We start from the raw sequence: 14,807 nt of genomic DNA, 5'->3' as shown, positions 1-14,807 counted from the left end.
GAGATCGTCGGACCGGACCGGGATGCCCCCCTGTTCGAAGAGTAGGTCCGCGCCGCGGCGGGCGCAAGAGCCGGAAGATTTCCTCCCCCACCGACGAGGAAGGCCCGGATGCCGTGCACCCGGGCCTTCCTCGACGAGGATTCTTCAGTAATCGCGGTCGATGAGCTGCGGCGGCACCTGGTCGGCCGCGACCTCGTCGACGAAGAACGCCGTACGGCGGCGTCCTTTCGCGCCCGCGGCGGGCACGCTCTGGTAGCTCGCGCCCGCGAGAGCCAGACCCAGGGCGGCCGCCTTGTCGGCTCCCGCGATGACCATCCACACCCGCTTGGAGGAGTTGATCACCGGTCGCGTGAGCGAGACGCGCTCGCTCGGCGGCTTGGGGGATTCGCGCACGGGGACGGTCGCCCGATCGGTGACGGAGATCTCGGGCCGGTCCGGGAAGAGCGAGGCGATGTGCGCGTCGGGGCCCACGCCCAGGAAGCAGATGTCGAACGAGGGCCAGGGGCCTGTCTCGCTGCGGTCCGAGGGGGCGAACTGAGCCAGCTCGTCTGCGTACGCGATGGCTGCGGCATCCAGATCGAGACCGTCATCGCTCGAGGCCACCGCGTGGATGTTCTCGGCCGGGATGTCGAGGTGGTCGAGGAACGCCTCGCGCGCCTGCTTCTCGTTGCGGTCGTCGGAGTCGCGCGGGACGAAGCGCTCGTCGCCGAACCAGAAGTGCACGAGCGACCAGTCGATGTCGTTCACCCGCTCGTCGCGCGCCGCGGTGCGCAGGACGGCGCCGCCCATCGTCCCACCCGTGAGGCACACGTGCATGCGCTTGCCCTCGGCGACGCGCTTGACGATGCGATTCATGAGGCGCGTGGCCACGTACTCGGCGAGGGCGTCGGCGTCGCGCTTGATGATGACGCGCTTCGCCCACCCGCTGTCGGTCATGAGGCGTCTCTCCGGCTCGCGGCGAGCAGCAGGTCATGACCCTGGGTGATCACACGTCCGTAGAGGAGGTCGGGGTCGAGGCGGCGCAGTTCTTCGGCGAGGCACTCGCGCAGCGTGCGCCGCGGGAACGCCAGGTCGTGAGTGGGCTGGCCGGGCTGGGTCAGCACAGCGACGCCCGCCTCCGGACGCTCGAGCAGCGTGTCGCCGCTCGGACGCGTCAGCCGCACCGACTTGATGCCGCTGGCCCACTCCTCGGCGGGCAGGTACGCGTAGTCGACGGGAGCTTCGAGCTTCATCCCGAGCCATGCGGCGAGCAGAGCCGTGGAGGGGGAGTCGGCGGCGCCGCGCACTTCGATCGCGGTGACGGGCTCGAACGGCGGCTGGTCGAGCACGGCGGCGAGTTGCTCACGCCATCGCGTGACGCGCGTCCAGGCGAAGTCGGTGTCACCGGGCGCGTAGTGCTCGCCCAACTGGGCGACCCACGCGGCGGGATCCGCCTGCGACGACGCGTCGGTGATGCGGCGCTGCGCGATGCGGCCGATCGCCGAGCGGGAGGGGAACTCCGGAGCGTCGGCGGGCCACCACGCGACCACGGGTGCGTCGGGGAGCAGCAGCCCGGTGACGAGGCTTTCGGCGTTCGAGCCGGCCGCGCCGTGGGCGCGCAGCACGACGACCTCGCTCGCGCCGGCGTCGCCGCCCACGCGGATCTGCGCGTCGAGACGCGGCTCCTCGTCATCGTCGCCGAACAGCACGGCGATCACCCGCATCGGGTGCTCGCGCGAGGCGTCGTTGGCGGCCTCGATGACCTCCTCCTCGGCTCCGTGGTTGGTCACGATGATGAGCGTCAGCACGCGGCCGAGGGCGACGGCGCCGCCCTCCTCGCGCACGCTGACGAGCTTCTTCGAGATGGCGCTGACGGTGGTGTCGGGCAGATCGATGATCACGGGCGCCTCCAGGTGCGGCCGTCGCGGGCGAGGAGTTCATCGGCGGATGCCGGACCCCACGAACCGGGCGAATACTGTTCGAGCGGACCGCCCTGAGCGGCCCAGAACTCCTCGATCGGGTCGAGGATCTTCCAGCTGAGCTCGACCTCCTCGTGACGCGGGAACAGCGGCGGGTCGCCGAGCAGCACGTCGAGGATGAGGCGCTCGTAGGCTTCGGGGCTTGCCTCGGTGAAGGCGTGCCCGTAGCCGAAGTCCATCGTGACGTCGCGCACCTGCGTGCCGTCACCGGGGACCTTCGAGCCGAAGCGGATCGTGACGCCCTCGTCGGGCTGCACACGGATGACGAGCGCGTTCTGTCCGAGCTCCTGCGTCTGGCTGCGCGAGAACAGCTGCTGCGGAGCGCGCTTGAACACCACCGCGACCTCGGTCACGCGGCGCCCGAGACGCTTCCCGCTGCGCACGTAGAACGGCACACCCGACCAGCGGCGCGTGTTGATCTCGAGCTTGATGGCGGCGTAGGTCTCGGTGACGGAGTCGGGGTTCATGCCGTCCTCGTCGAGGAAGCCGTGCACCTCTTCGCCGCCCTGCCAGCCGCCGGCGTATTGCCCGCGTGCCGTGGCCTCCGCGAGATTCTCGGGCAGACGCACCGCGGCCAGCACCTTCTCCTTCTCGGCGCGCAGGTCGGCGGCGTTGAAGCTGATGGGCTCCTCCATCGCCGTCAGGGCGAGCAGCTGCAGGAGGTGGTTCTGGATGACGTCGCGCGCCGCGCCGATGCCGTCGTAGTAGCCGGCCCGCCCGCCCACGCCGATGTCCTCGGCCATGGTGATCTGCACGTGATCGACGTAGTTGCGGTTCCAGATCGGCTCGTACAGCTCGTTGGCGAAGCGCAGCGCCAGGATGTTCTGGACCGTCTCCTTGCCGAGGTAGTGGTCGATGCGGAAGATCGAGTCGGCGGGGAAAGCGCTCTCCACCGACTGGTTGAGCTCGCGCGCCGAGGCCAGGTCGTGACCGAACGGCTTCTCGATGACCACGCGGCGCCACCCGGTGACGCCGTCGGCCTCGTCTCCGACGAGCCCCGATTCCTTCAGCTGCGCGGTCACCACGGGGAACGCCTTGGGCGGGATCGACAGGTAATACGCGTGGTTGCCCATCGTGCCCCGCTCGGTGTCGAGCTTGTCGACGGTGTCGCGCAGACGCCGGAACGCCTCGGGGTCGTCGAACTCGCCCTGCACGAAGCGGATGCCCTCGAGCAGTTCCTTCCACGTCTCCTCGCGGAACTCGGTGCGCGCGTACTTCTTGACCGACTCGTAGACGACCTCGGCGAAGTCCTGGTCCTCCCAGTCACGACGCGCGAAGCCGACGAGCGCGAATCCGGGGGGAAGGAGCCCGCGATTGGCGAGGTCGTAGACCGCCGGCATGAGCTTCTTACGGGAGAGGTCGCCGGTGACGCCGAAGATCACCAGGGCGCTGGGCCCGGCGATCCGACTCAAGCGGCGATCCTCGGGGTCGCGCAGGGGATTGTGACCCGGTGTGATCTCTACGACCATGCTTACTGTGCCGCCTCGAAGAGTGAGAGCACTTCGACCTGCGGGTCGGTCAGCGTCAGCGTGACGACGGGACGGCCATGGGCCTCCGCCAACACGCTCGCGTCTCCCGCGGCCTGTGCCTGGATGAGTTGTCCGAAGGTGAACGGCCGACCGGGGATCTCGAGGTCGACGTCGGTGCGTTCGGTGATCTGGAGGAAGACGCCGGTGGCGGGCCCGCCCTTGTGGTACTGACCGGTGGAGTGCAAGAAGCGCGGACCCCACCCGAAGGTGGTCGGACGACCGGAGTCGGCCGCCACCAGCTCGCGGAGCCCGGCCAGCTGAGCGATCTCGAGCCGGTTCACGTACGCCTGGATGCCGACGTAGCCGTCTGCGGGGACGCGCGCCCAGAGGGCCGCGAGCACGCCCGCGACGGTTCCGTCCGCTGCGAGGGCGGGGTCGGACACGCGCACCTCGACACCGTCGGCCACGAAGGCCGGAGCAGTCGGGGCGGGCTGCGCCTCGAGCAGTCCGCGCGTCGCCGCCTTCGCCGACTCGACGTCGGGCTGATCGAAGGGATCGATGCCGAGGAGGCGACCGGCGATCGCCGTCGCGTACTCCCACACGACGAACTGCGCACCGAGCGAGCCGCTCACCAGCACCTCGCCGGTGTGCCGCTCGAACAGGTGGAAGGCGTCGGCGTCGTCGACGAAGCGCACGACCTGCAGGTCGTCGGGCTTCGTCTCGAGCTCGGGGGAGACGGGCAGGAGGACGACGGGCAGGATGCCGGTGCCGTTCTTGCCCGTCGACTCGGCGACGAGCTGCTCGATCCAATCGGGCAGGCCCCGGATATGGCTGCCGTCGGTGACGAGGCCGAGCTTGTCGCGGCGGTTCGGTCCGCCGCCCGCGATGGCCGCGGCCAGCACCAGGGCGGGGTTCTCGGGCGAATCGATCGCGACCTCGAGGAGCGTGGCATCCGCCTCGTCGAGGAGGTCGTCGATGTCGACGCCGGCGAGACCGGCCGGCACGAGTCCGAAAGCGGTGAGGGCCGAGTAGCGCCCGCCGACCGTGGGATCTGCCGTGAAGACGCGGTAGCCGTCGGCGCGGGCAGACTCCTCGAGCGGTGAACCCGGGTCGGTCACGACGACGATGCGGTCAGCCGGGTCGATGCCCAGGTCGCGATACGCCGCCTCGAAGGCGCGCTTGGCGGAGTCCGTTTCGATCGTCGCACCGGACTTGCTCGACACCACGAGCACGGTCTTGTCGAGACCACCCGATTCGGCGTCGCCGTCGAGGGCGGCCAGCACCTGTCCGGGGGCCGTCGAATCGAGGATGACCAGGGGCACGCCGGCCGTCTGCGCGATGACCTCCGGGGCGAGGGAGGAGCCGCCCATACCGGCCAGCACGACCCGGGTCACGCCCTGCGCGACGAGCTCGTCGCGCAGGGCCGTGATCTCGGGCACGAGCGGGCGCGAGACGGAGACCGCCCGCACCCACCCGAGCCGACGGGATGCCTCGTCTTCAGCGGCCGCGCCCCACAGGCTCGCGTCGCCCGCGGTGATCCCCGACGCGATGAGCGAACCGGTCAGAACCGGCAGCTCGGCGTCGACGACCGACTTGACGTGGCCCGTGACCTTGACGGCGAAGCTCACTTCGCGGCCTGGGCGCTTCCGGCCTGCAGAGCGGTCTTCACGGTGTCCTGCAGCTCGTGCCACGAGGCGATGAACTTCTCGACACCCTCGTCTTCGAGCACCTGCGTCGCATCGGTGACGTCGACGCCGGCCGCCGCGAGACGGTCGAACACCTCGTGGGCCTCGGCGTAGGCGCCGGTGACCGTGTCTCCCGCGATCTCACCGTGGTCGAACGTGGCCTCGAGGGTCTTCTCGGGCATCGTGTTGACGGTGCCGGGAGCGACGAGCTCGGTCACGTAGAGCGTGTCGGGAAGGGCGGGGTCCTTGACGCCGGTCGACGCCCACAGCGGGCGCTGCACGGTCGCGCCGGCGTCGAGCAGGGCGGTCGCGCGCGGCTCGGCGAACTTCTTCTCGTAGAGCTCGTACGCGAGGCGCGCGTTCGCGATGCCGGCCTTGCCCTTGAGCGAGGCGGCCTCGTCGGTGCCGATCGCGGCGAGACGCTTGTCGATCTCCGTGTCGACGCGCGAGACGAAGAAGGACGCCACCGACTGCAGGGTCGAGATGTCGTGACCGGCCGCCTGCGCCTTCTCGACTCCGGCGAGGTAGGCGTCGATGACCTCCTCGTAGCGCTCGAGGCTGAAGATGAGCGTGACGTTCACCGAGATTCCGGCACTGATGACTTCGGTGATGGCGGGCAGGCCCGCCTTGGTCGCGGGGATCTTGATCAGCACGTTCTTGCGGTCGACGCGGGCCGACAGGTCTTTCGCCTGCGCGACGGTGCCCTCGGTGTCGTGCGCGAGGTCGGGGGAGACCTCGATCGACACGCGGCCGTCGACGCCGTTCGTCGCCTCGAACACGGGGAGGAAGATGTCGCACGCGTCGCGGACGTCATCGGTGGTGATCGAGAAGATCGCCTCGTCGACGCTCGCGTCCTGAGCGGCGAGCTCCTGGACCTGGCCCTCGTACGCCTCACCCTTGGAGAGGGCACCGGCGAAGATCGTGGGGTTGGTCGTGACGCCCGACACGTTGCGCTTCTCGATCAGCTCGGCCAGGTTGCCGGACTGGATGCGCTGACGCGACAGGTCGTCGAGCCAGATGCTGACGCCCTGAGCGGCGAGGTCTGCGGTGGGAGTGCTCATGGTCGTGGTTCTCCTCTGTTACTTCTTCGCCGCGGCGAGCGAGTCGCGGGCGGCCTCGACGACGGCCTCGGCCGTGATGCCGAACTTCTGGAAAAGGGTCTTGTAGTCGGCCGAGGCACCGAAGTGCTCGATCGCGACGGAGCGGCCGGCGTCGCCGACGATGCTGTGCCAGCTGAGGGCCGAGCCGGCCTCGACCGACACGCGCGCCTTCACCGCGGCCGGCAGCACGGATTCGCGGTACGCCTCGTCCTGCTCGGCGAACCACTCGAGCGACGGGGCCGACACGACGCGGGCGTGCACGCCCTCGGCGGCGAGCGTCTCGCGCGCTTCGACGGCGAGCTGGACCTCGGAGCCCGTCGCGATGAGGATCACGTCGGGCTGGCCGTTCTTGGCCTCCGCGAGCACGTACGCACCCTTCACGGCGCCGGCGGCCGAAGCGAACTCGTCGCCCGAGGCCTCGCCGTCGCCGCGGGCGAAGACGGGGATGTTCTGGCGGGTCAGCGCGATGCCGGAGGGACCGGCGGTGCGCCGCAGCATCTCGAGCCAGACGACAGAGGTCTCGTTGGCATCCGCGGGTCGCACGAGGGCGAAGTTCGGGATGGCGCGGAGGGTGGCGAGCTGCTCGATCGGCTGGTGCGTCGGGCCGTCCTCGCCGAGGGCGACGGAGTCGTGGGTCCAGACGAAGATGGTCGGGATGTTCATCAGGGCGGCCAGGCGCACCGGGGGGCGCATGTAGTCGCTGAAGATGAGGAAGGTGCCGCCGAACGGACGCGTCGGGCCGTGAAGCACGATGCCGTTGAGGATCGCGCCCATGGCGTGCTCGCGGATGCCGAAGTGCAGCACGCGGCCGTAGGGGTCGCCGGACCACTCGTGCGTGGACCACGACGAGGGGATGAAGGACTTGGCATCCTTGATCGTCGTCAGGTTGGACTCGGCGAGGTCGGCCGAACCGCCCCACAGCTCGGGGAGCTCGGCCGCGAGGGCGTTGATGACCGTTCCGCTGGCGGCTCGGGTCGACACGTCTTTGCCGGCTTCGAACGCCGGGAGGGCGTCGGCGATGTCGGCGGGGAGCTCGCGGGCCTGGAGGCGGTCCCACAGCTGCTTGCGCTCCGGGTGCGCGGCAGCCCAGGCGTCGAACGCCGACTGCCAGGCGGCCTTCTCGGCCTCGCCGCGCGTGGCCAGCTCACGCGTGTGGGCGAGCACGTCGTCGGCCACGGCGAAGTGCTGCTCGGGGTCGAAGCCGAGCACCTCCTTCGTGGCACGCAACTCGTCGGCGCCGAGGGCGGAGCCGTGGATCTTGCCGGAGTTCTGCTTTCCGGGCGACGGCCAGCCGATGATCGTCTTGAGGATGATGAGCGAGGGCTTGCTCGTCTCGCCCTTGGCCGCCTCGAGGGCGGCGTGCAGCTCGGCGACGTCTTCGACGTACTGGCCGGTCTTCTTCCAGTCGACGGTCTGCACGTGCCAGCCGTACGCCTCGTAGCGCTTCTGGACGTCTTCGGTGAAGGCGACGTTGGTGTCGTCTTCGATCGAGATCTGGTTGGAGTCGTAGATCGCGATGAGGTTGCCGAGCTCCTGGTGGCCGGCGAGCGAGGAGGCCTCGCTGGTGACGCCCTCCTGCAGGTCGCCGTCGCCGGCGATGACGTACACGAAGTGGTCGAAGGGGCTCTCGCCGGCCGGGGTCTCGGGATCGAACAGGCCGCGCTCGTAGCGGGCGGCGTAGGCGAAGCCGACGGAGGAGGCGAGGCCCTGGCCGAGCGGGCCGGTGGTGATCTCGACGCCGTCGGTGTGGCCGAACTCGGGGTGGCCGGGGGTGAGCGAGCCCCAGGTGCGCAGTGCCTGGAGGTCGGAGAGCTCGAGGCCGAACCCGCCGAGGTAGAGCTGCACGTACTGCGTCAGCGAGGAGTGTCCCGCCGAGAGGATGAAGCGGTCGCGGCCGGGCCAGTGCGTGTCTGCCGGGTCATGGCGCAGGACGCGCTGATACAGCAGGTACGCGGCGGGGGCCAGCGACATCGCGGTTCCGGGGTGGCCGTTGCCCACCTTCTCGACGGCGTCCGCCGCGAGGATGCGAGCGGTGTCCACCGCGCGCCGATCGATCTCGTCCCATTCGAAGTCCGACAACACGGTGCCTTTCTCGATACAGCGCCCGGTTCACGGTCGACGTCCGCGCTCACCACCGTAGGAGTGGGAGGGGGGTGGGGTGTCGGCGCGGGGCGCGCGTTCTTCGCCAGCATAGCGAGAACGGCCGACACCGTTGCCGTTCGTGACGGGGGTCGACAGGCGGCCGGTCGTGTGGTGGGGATGGCCTAGAATCGAAGGGATCTCTACACGCGCTACCCCGGGGGACGATGGACATCTCGACGACGTCGCACGTCATTGCGACGAACGATCGCCGCTCCGTCGGACGAACCCTCCGGGCCTATGTCGCCCTGACGAAGCCCCGTGTGCTCGAGCTGCTGCTGGTGACCACCGTGCCGGTGATGATCCTGGCGCAGGGCGGCCTCCCGAACCTGTGGCTCATCTTCGCCACGGTCATCGGCGGTTCGTTGAGCGCCGGCTCCGCTGCCGCGTTCAACATGTACCTCGACCGCGACATCGACGCCCACATGCAGCGCACCGAGAACCGTCCCCTCGTGACGGGGGAGGTGTCGCCCCGGGGCGCCCTCACCTTCGCCTGGACGCTGGCGATGGTGTCGACGGTCTGGTTGCTCGTGTTCACCAATCCGCTCGCCGCGGGTCTGTCGGCCGTCGCGATCTTCTTCTACGTCGTGATCTACACGATCATCCTCAAGCGGCGCACCGAGCAGAACATCGTCTGGGGCGGGATCGCCGGCTGCTTCCCCGTGCTCATCGGCTGGTCGGCCGTGACGGGGTCGCTGTCGTGGGCGCCGTTCATCCTGTTCCTGCTCGTGTTCCTGTGGACGCCGCCGCACTACTGGCCGCTGTCGATGAAGTACGCCGCGCAATACGACGAGGTCGACGTGCCGATGCTGGGCGCCACGCGCAGCGGATCGCAGGTGGGTCTGCAGGTCATCCTGTACGCCTGGGCGACGGTCGCCTGCTCGCTGCTGCTCATCCCCGTCGCCTCGATGGGCCTCGTCTACACCGTTTCGGCACTCGTCTTCGGCGGGTGGTTCATCTACGAGTCGCACCGGCTCTACTCCCGCGCCGTGCGCGGCGGGGAGCCTCGCCCGATGCGGGTCTTCCACGCGTCGATCACGTACCTCACGCTGCTCTTCGTGGCCATCGCGGTCGACCCGCTCCTGCCCTTCTGAGCGCTCTCGACGACGCCCGTCCCTCAGCGGGGCGGGCGTCTTCGCGTTCCCGAGGATCGTGACGTCTCGCGCCCGACGGCCGACCCCACGGCTCCGTACACGCGGCACCGGCCCGGCACCGGCCCCGTACACGCGCCACCGGCCCCGCCCACGTGACACCGGCCCCGCCCACGTGACACCGGCCCCGCGCACGTGACACCGGCCCCGCCCACGTGACACCGGTCCCGCCCACGTGACACCGGTCCCGCCCACGTGACACCGGTCCCGCGCACGCGGCACGGCCCCGTGCACGCGGCACGGCCCTGCCCACGCGGTACCGGCCCCGTACACGCGGAAGCGCCCGCCCCCGAAAGGGAGCGGGCGCTTCGATCTCGCGGGGTCAGCGACGCGTGGTGTCGTCGCCGGCGTCGAGCTTCGGGGCGTCGTGCTGCGCCGCGGCCGCGGCCTGCGGGGGCGCCGTCGCCGTCGAGGGGGTCTCGATGTCGGCATCCTCGACCGCGAGCGGAGTCGCGGTGGTGGCCGGGGCGAAGGGAGCGGCGGGGACGGCCTCGACCGTCGTGTTGTCGTCGCTGGTCCAGTCGATGGCCTCGATGGATGCGTCGGGGCGGCGCACCAGGGCGGTCGCCGCGGCGAGGGCGAGGGCTGCGACGAGACCGACGGCGCCGGCTCCGAGCACCGCGGCACCCACGACGACCCACGACTGGCCGACGTAGACCTGGACGACGGTGGCGTTGGGGTCGTTGAGCACCTGCTCCATCGCGTCGATCCCGTTGAGGACGATCGCGAGTCCGCCGGCGAGGGCGGCCAGGGATCCGGCGACGAGCACCCAGAACGGGATGCTGGTCACCAGGCGGGGACGGGTCTGCATGGCATGTACTCCTTGTGGCTCCGGCGGGGGACGCCGGAATGCGGGTCCCGAAGCGGGGGACGACGGGACGGTCCGGGCGCGGTGGCGCCCGGAAGATCCACCATCCCTCACCGGACGGTGCGCGACGTAGGGGTCGCCGATGAATGCCCTATGAGCGTATAAGGGCCGCGTCCGGTCGGCAGGGGGCCGGGTCGGCTCTCTCGAGGCGGCATCCGCTGCCCGTCCGAGGCGCCGGGGGCGGTGCCGAGGCTTCCGCCTCAGGGCGGGAGAGGGCGCGGCCGGGCGAGGCTCAGCCGCGGGCGGAGAGCGTCTCGCGAGACGTTTCGGGAGCCGTGCGCGCAGCCGGGAGCTTCAGGCGCAGCACCACGACGGTCATGGTCGCGGCGGCCAGGGCCGCGAGCACCATGTGCGTGCCCACGGCGAGCTCGGGCAGCCCGTTGCGCGCCTGGTAGAGGCCGACGGCGATCTGCACGAGCTCGACCGCCAGCAGGGCGGTGGCCCAGCGGCGCGCGGGCAGCCGCAGGCGCCAGGCGATGACGACGACCACGACCGTGAGGGCGAACAGCGCGTACCCGGGCCACGCGTGCACGTGCTCGAGGACTTCCGCGTCGAATCCGTTGCGGCCCGCGGCCTCGTCTCCCGAGTGGGGCCCGGCGCCGGTGGTGAGGACGCCGAAGACGATCGTCAGGGCGAGCACACCGGTGGTGGCGTGGACGAGCCCGGCGAACCAGCGGGGGGCGGCGAGGGTGCGGGGCCCGGCCGGCTGATACATGAGCACGAGGAAGGCCGCGCACACCGCCACCAGCGAGACCGAGGCGACGTAGTGGAAGCCGACGATGAAGGGGTTCAGTCCGGTGAGCACCGTGATCCCGCCCACGACCGCCTGCGCGACGATGCCCGCGAGCACCACGAGCGAGAGGACGAACAGGGTGCGGCGCTCGCGACGCATGCGCCACAGGAGGACGACGACGGCGAGGGCCAGGATGCCGACGAGGCCCGTGAGCGTGCGGTTGCCGAACTCGATGATGCCGTGGATGCCCATCTCGGGAGTGTTCACGAGAGAGTCGGGGGTGCAGCGGGGCCAGGTCGGACAGCCGAGGCCGGACCCGGTCAACCGCACCGCTCCGCCGGTGCCGATGATCAGCACCTCCGCCACGAACGACAGCCACGCGAAGACCCGCACCCGGCGGTCGACGTCGGTGGGCAGCCACGCGACGACGCGGCGCACGGCGGCGGGAACGCGCGGAGAGAGGGCGGGGGACGGGGCGGAGGGCATGCGTACGGCTTCCTGGCGTCGAGGTGCTCCGGGCGTTCGGGAGACCGGGCCTGCCATGCCGGGAGCGGGTGTTGCCTGTAGAATCGAAGGGTCCGGGTGCAGCGCTCACGCGATCCGCACCAGAGACAGTCTAGGCGCGCAGCCAGCGCCTTCGAGCGGGCTCACCAGCGACATTCCTGGGACTTCGACCGGAGTCCGGAATGTCGGGGCGGATGACACCGTTGAAGCCCGAGAAGGAGAGTGATCACCATGTCCGATGTACTCATCGACCGACCAGAGCTCGAAAGCCTGGGGCAATACGAGTTCGGCTGGCACGACACAGATGCCGCCGGCGCGCTCGCGCAGCGCGGAATCAACGAAGACGTCGTGCGTGGCATCTCCGCGCTCAAGTCGGAGCCCGAGTGGATGCTCAAGACGCGCCTGAAGGGCTACCAGCTCTTCGGCCGCAAGCCGATGCCCACCTGGGGTGCCGATCTGAGCGAGATCGACTTCGACAACATCAAGTACTTCGTGCGCTCGACCGAGAAGCAGGCGCAGACCTGGGAAGACCTTCCGGAAGAGATCCGCAACACGTACGAGAAGCTCGGCATCCCCGAGGCGGAGCGTCAGCGCCTCGTCGCCGGCGTCGCCGCGCAGTACGAGTCCGAGGTGGTCTACCACCAGATCCGCGAGGACCTCGAGCAGCAGGGTGTCATCTTCATGGACACCGACACGGCGCTGCGCGAGCACCCCGAGTTCTTCGAGGAGTACTTCGGCACCGTCATCCCCGCCGGCGACAACAAGTTCGCCGCGCTGAACACGGCCGTGTGGTCGGGCGGTTCCTTCGTCTACGTCCCCAAGGGCGTGCACGTCGAGATCCCGCTGCAGGCGTACTTCCGCATCAACACCGAGAACATGGGTCAGTTCGAGCGGACGCTGATCATCGCCGACGAAGACAGCTACGTGCACTACATCGAGGGGTGCACGGCGCCGATCTACAAGAGCGACTCCCTGCACTCGGCCGTGGTCGAGATCATCGTCAAGAAGAACGCGCGCGTTCGCTACACGACGATCCAGAATTGGTCGAACAATGTCTACAACCTCGTCACCAAGCGCGCCGTCGCCCACGAGGGCGCGACCATGGAGTGGGTCGACGGCAACATCGGCTCCAAGGTGACGATGAAGTACCCCTCCATCTATCTGATGGGCGAGCACGCCAAGGGCGAGACGCTCTCGGTCGCCTTCGCCGGTCCCGGTCAGCACCAGGACGCCGGCGCGAAGATGGTCCACATGGCCCCGTACACGCAGTCCTCGATCGTGTCGAAGTCCATCGCCCGCGGCGGCGGTCGCGCCGGCTACCGCGGTGAGGTGCGGGTGGATGCCAACGCGCACCACTCCGCGAACACCGTGCGCTGCGACGCGCTGTTGGTCGACACGATCTCGCGCTCCGACACGTACCCCGCGATCGACATCCGCGTCGACGACGTGCAGCTCGGGCACGAGGCCACCGTCTCGAAGGTCAGCGAGGAGCAGCTGTTCTACCTGCAGTCGCGCGGCCTGCCCGAGGACGAGGCCATGGCCATGATCGTGCGCGGGTTCATCGAGCCCATCGCGCGCGAGCTGCCCATGGAGTACGCGCTCGAGCTCAACAAGCTCATCGAGATGGGCATGGAAGGATCCGTCGGTTAAATGACGACTGCGACACAGACCCCCGCGGAGCAGGCACCTGCCTCCGCCGGGGGTCACATCGACCCGGCCGCCCTGGTGGCATCCGTCGTTCCGGTGCAGACCCGGTCGGAGCGACTCACCTCGTTCGACCCGGCCGATTTCGGCGTCCCCACGGGGCGCGAGGTCAACTGGAAGCTCAGCCCGCTCGACCGGCTCGCGCCGCTCTTCGTCGACGAGGCCGGTCCCACCGGTGTCATGATCGTCGACGTGGAAGCGCCCACGGGCCTCGAGCAGAGTCGACTGGCCGCGGGTGAGGCCCCGCGTGGCGAGCACTTCCGCCCGGAAGACCTGCTCGCCGCCCTGGCATGGACGCACGAGGCCGAGGCGCCGCTGCTGCGCATCCCCGCGAACGTCGAGCTCGACGCGCCCGTCGTCGTGCGCCTGACCGGCACCGGCGGCCTCGCGCACGCTCACGTCGTGATCGAGGCGCAGCCGAACTCGCGCGGCACCGTGGTGCTGCGTCACGAGGGTACGGCGCAGCACGCGCAGAACGTCGAGATCATCGTGCGCGACGGCGCCGACCTGACCGTGGTGTCGGTGCAGAACTGGGCCGACGAGGCCGTCCACGCGTCCTCGCACCAGGCCCGCGTCGACCGCGACGCCAAGCTCACCCACGTCGTGGTGAGCTTCGGCGGCGGCGTCGTGCGCGTGAACCCGTCGGTGGAGCTCTCGGGCGCCGGCGCGGAGGGGCGTCTGTACGGTCTGTCGTTCTCCGACGCCGGGCAGCACCTCGAGTCGCAGGTGTACCTGCACCACAAGGGCCCCCACACCGTCGGCGACGTGCTCTACAAGGGCGCGCTGCAGGGGCAGAGCGCCCGCAGCGTGTGGATCGGCGACGTGCTCATCGGACCGGATGCCACCGGCACCGACTCCTATGAGGCCAACCGCAACCTCGTGCTCACCGACGGTGCGCGCGCCGACTCGATCCCGAACCTCGAGATCGAGACCGGTGACATCCAGGGGGCCGGCCACGCCAGCGCCACCGGTCGCTTCGACGACGAGCAGTTGTTCTACCTGCAGGCGCGCGGCATCGACGAGGGCGAGGCGCGGCGCCTCGTCGTGCTCGGGTTCCTGAGCGAGATCGTGCAGCGCATCGGCATCCCCGAGCTCGAGACCGAGCTCATCCAGGCCATCGAGCGCGAGCTCGCCGAGGGAGCGGCCGCGTGAGCGCTTCGCGCGCGTGCGCGCTGAGCGAACTCGTGCAGGACGAGGCCCGTCGCGTCGAGATCGACGGGGTCGCGATCGCCGTCGTGCTCGACGGCAACGGCGATGTGCACGCGATCGGCGACGTCTGCACGCACGGCGACATCTCGCTCTCGGACGGCTTCGTCGAGGGAGAGACGCTGGAGTGCTGGGCGCACGGCTCGGCGTTCTCGCTGAAGACCGGTCGCCCGTTGAACCTCCCGGCCTACGAGCCGGTGCCCGTGTACGAGGTCGTGATCGACGGAGACGACGTGCTCATCGATCCTTCCGTCACCAAGGCGACGGCCTGAGCCGCGCCCACGACCCCC

The 14,807-nt window shown here is 70.0% G+C and carries 12 protein-coding genes; 4 read left to right on the top strand and 8 right to left on the bottom strand.

Going from position 1 to position 14,807, the window contains the following annotated elements; all coding sequences use genetic code 11:
- Positions 1-144: 144 nt before the first annotated feature.
- The 6 genes from pgl to tkt are packed head-to-tail and all read right to left on the bottom strand — an operon-like array spanning position 145 to position 8,291.
- On the bottom strand, positions 145-936 hold the full coding sequence (gene pgl / locus ACK4LS_RS11140; protein WP_409717083.1) for a 6-phosphogluconolactonase: 792 nt from the start codon (positions 934-936) through the stop codon (positions 145-147).
- Positions 933-1,880, bottom strand: coding sequence for a glucose-6-phosphate dehydrogenase assembly protein OpcA (locus tag ACK4LS_RS11135; protein WP_409717081.1), 948 nt, complete (start codon positions 1,878-1,880; stop codon positions 933-935). The genes pgl and ACK4LS_RS11135 overlap by 4 nt, the downstream gene beginning before the upstream one ends.
- Complete coding sequence (zwf, locus tag ACK4LS_RS11130) at positions 1,877-3,427, bottom strand: glucose-6-phosphate dehydrogenase (RefSeq protein WP_409717080.1); 1,551 nt, start codon at positions 3,425-3,427, stop codon at positions 1,877-1,879. The genes ACK4LS_RS11135 and zwf overlap by 4 nt, the downstream gene beginning before the upstream one ends.
- A 2-nt stretch (positions 3,428-3,429) precedes the next feature.
- Positions 3,430-5,055, bottom strand: coding sequence for a glucose-6-phosphate isomerase (locus ACK4LS_RS11125; RefSeq protein ID WP_409717078.1), 1,626 nt, complete (start codon positions 5,053-5,055; stop codon positions 3,430-3,432).
- A complete protein-coding gene (tal, locus tag ACK4LS_RS11120) occupies positions 5,052-6,173 on the bottom strand; it encodes a transaldolase (protein ID WP_409717076.1) in 1,122 nt (373 codons plus the stop codon). The genes ACK4LS_RS11125 and tal overlap by 4 nt, the downstream gene beginning before the upstream one ends.
- A gap of 18 nt (positions 6,174-6,191) precedes the next feature.
- Positions 6,192-8,291: a transketolase gene (gene tkt, locus ACK4LS_RS11115; RefSeq protein WP_409717074.1), complete on the bottom strand. Its 2,100-nt coding sequence runs from the start codon at positions 8,289-8,291 to the stop codon at positions 6,192-6,194.
- Between the two features lie 227 nt (positions 8,292-8,518).
- Here tkt and ACK4LS_RS11110 point away from each other — a divergent pair, with 227 nt between their 5' ends.
- Positions 8,519-9,445, top strand: a complete 927-nt coding sequence (locus ACK4LS_RS11110) for a heme o synthase (RefSeq protein WP_409717072.1) — start codon at positions 8,519-8,521, stop codon at positions 9,443-9,445.
- 379 nt (positions 9,446-9,824) lie between these two features.
- On the opposite strand, the gene ACK4LS_RS11105 is transcribed toward ACK4LS_RS11110, so the two are convergent.
- Together ACK4LS_RS11105 and ACK4LS_RS11100 are read right to left on the bottom strand one after the other, a co-directional pair.
- On the bottom strand, positions 9,825-10,313 hold the full coding sequence (locus tag ACK4LS_RS11105) for a hypothetical protein (RefSeq protein ID WP_409717070.1): 489 nt from the start codon (positions 10,311-10,313) through the stop codon (positions 9,825-9,827).
- A 289-nt stretch (positions 10,314-10,602) separates the two neighbouring features.
- A complete protein-coding gene (locus tag ACK4LS_RS11100; protein WP_409717068.1) occupies positions 10,603-11,589 on the bottom strand; it encodes a COX15/CtaA family protein in 987 nt (328 codons plus the stop codon).
- A gap of 249 nt (positions 11,590-11,838) precedes the next feature.
- On the opposite strand from ACK4LS_RS11100, the gene sufB reads away from it, so the two are divergent.
- Genes sufB through ACK4LS_RS11085 form a run of 3 tightly spaced genes read left to right on the top strand, consistent with a single transcriptional unit; the run spans position 11,839 to position 14,789 of the window.
- A complete protein-coding gene (gene sufB, locus ACK4LS_RS11095; protein WP_409717066.1) occupies positions 11,839-13,257 on the top strand; it encodes a Fe-S cluster assembly protein SufB in 1,419 nt (472 codons plus the stop codon).
- Entirely contained in the window at positions 13,258-14,463 is a 1,206-nt protein-coding gene (gene sufD / locus ACK4LS_RS11090) for a Fe-S cluster assembly protein SufD (RefSeq protein ID WP_409717064.1), read from the top strand. It abuts the gene before it with no gap.
- The gene (locus ACK4LS_RS11085) at positions 14,460-14,789 is read left to right on the top strand and encodes a non-heme iron oxygenase ferredoxin subunit (protein WP_076675369.1); all 330 of its coding nucleotides are present in this window, start codon (positions 14,460-14,462) and stop codon (positions 14,787-14,789) included. Before sufD ends, ACK4LS_RS11085 begins: the two co-directional genes overlap by 4 nt.
- Positions 14,790-14,807 lie beyond the last annotated feature (18 nt).

It is taken from the genome of Microbacterium sp., assembly GCF_046295495.1.
Classification (GTDB): domain Bacteria; phylum Actinomycetota; class Actinomycetes; order Actinomycetales; family Microbacteriaceae; genus Microbacterium.
The sequence above is the reverse complement of the archived record's forward strand: the minus strand, read 5'-3'. Positions and strand labels throughout refer to the sequence as shown.

What these genes read in the sequence shown, in the direction of transcription:
- pgl (WP_409717083.1), bottom strand. Translation starts at nt 936, where the DNA reads ATGACCGACAGCGGGTGGGCGAAGCGCGTCATCATCAAGCGCGACGCC.
- zwf (WP_409717080.1), bottom strand. Translation starts at nt 3,427, where the DNA reads ATGGTCGTAGAGATCACACCGGGTCACAATCCCCTGCGCGACCCCGAG.
- tal (WP_409717076.1), bottom strand. Translation starts at nt 6,173, where the DNA reads ATGAGCACTCCCACCGCAGACCTCGCCGCTCAGGGCGTCAGCATCTGG.
- ACK4LS_RS11110 (WP_409717072.1), top strand. Translation starts at nt 8,519, where the DNA reads ATGGACATCTCGACGACGTCGCACGTCATTGCGACGAACGATCGCCGC.
- ACK4LS_RS11105 (WP_409717070.1), bottom strand. Translation starts at nt 10,313, where the DNA reads ATGCAGACCCGTCCCCGCCTGGTGACCAGCATCCCGTTCTGGGTGCTC.
- ACK4LS_RS11100 (WP_409717068.1), bottom strand. Translation starts at nt 11,589, where the DNA reads ATGCCCTCCGCCCCGTCCCCCGCCCTCTCTCCGCGCGTTCCCGCCGCC.
- sufB (WP_409717066.1), top strand. Translation starts at nt 11,839, where the DNA reads ATGTCCGATGTACTCATCGACCGACCAGAGCTCGAAAGCCTGGGGCAA.
- sufD (WP_409717064.1), top strand. Translation starts at nt 13,258, where the DNA reads ATGACGACTGCGACACAGACCCCCGCGGAGCAGGCACCTGCCTCCGCC.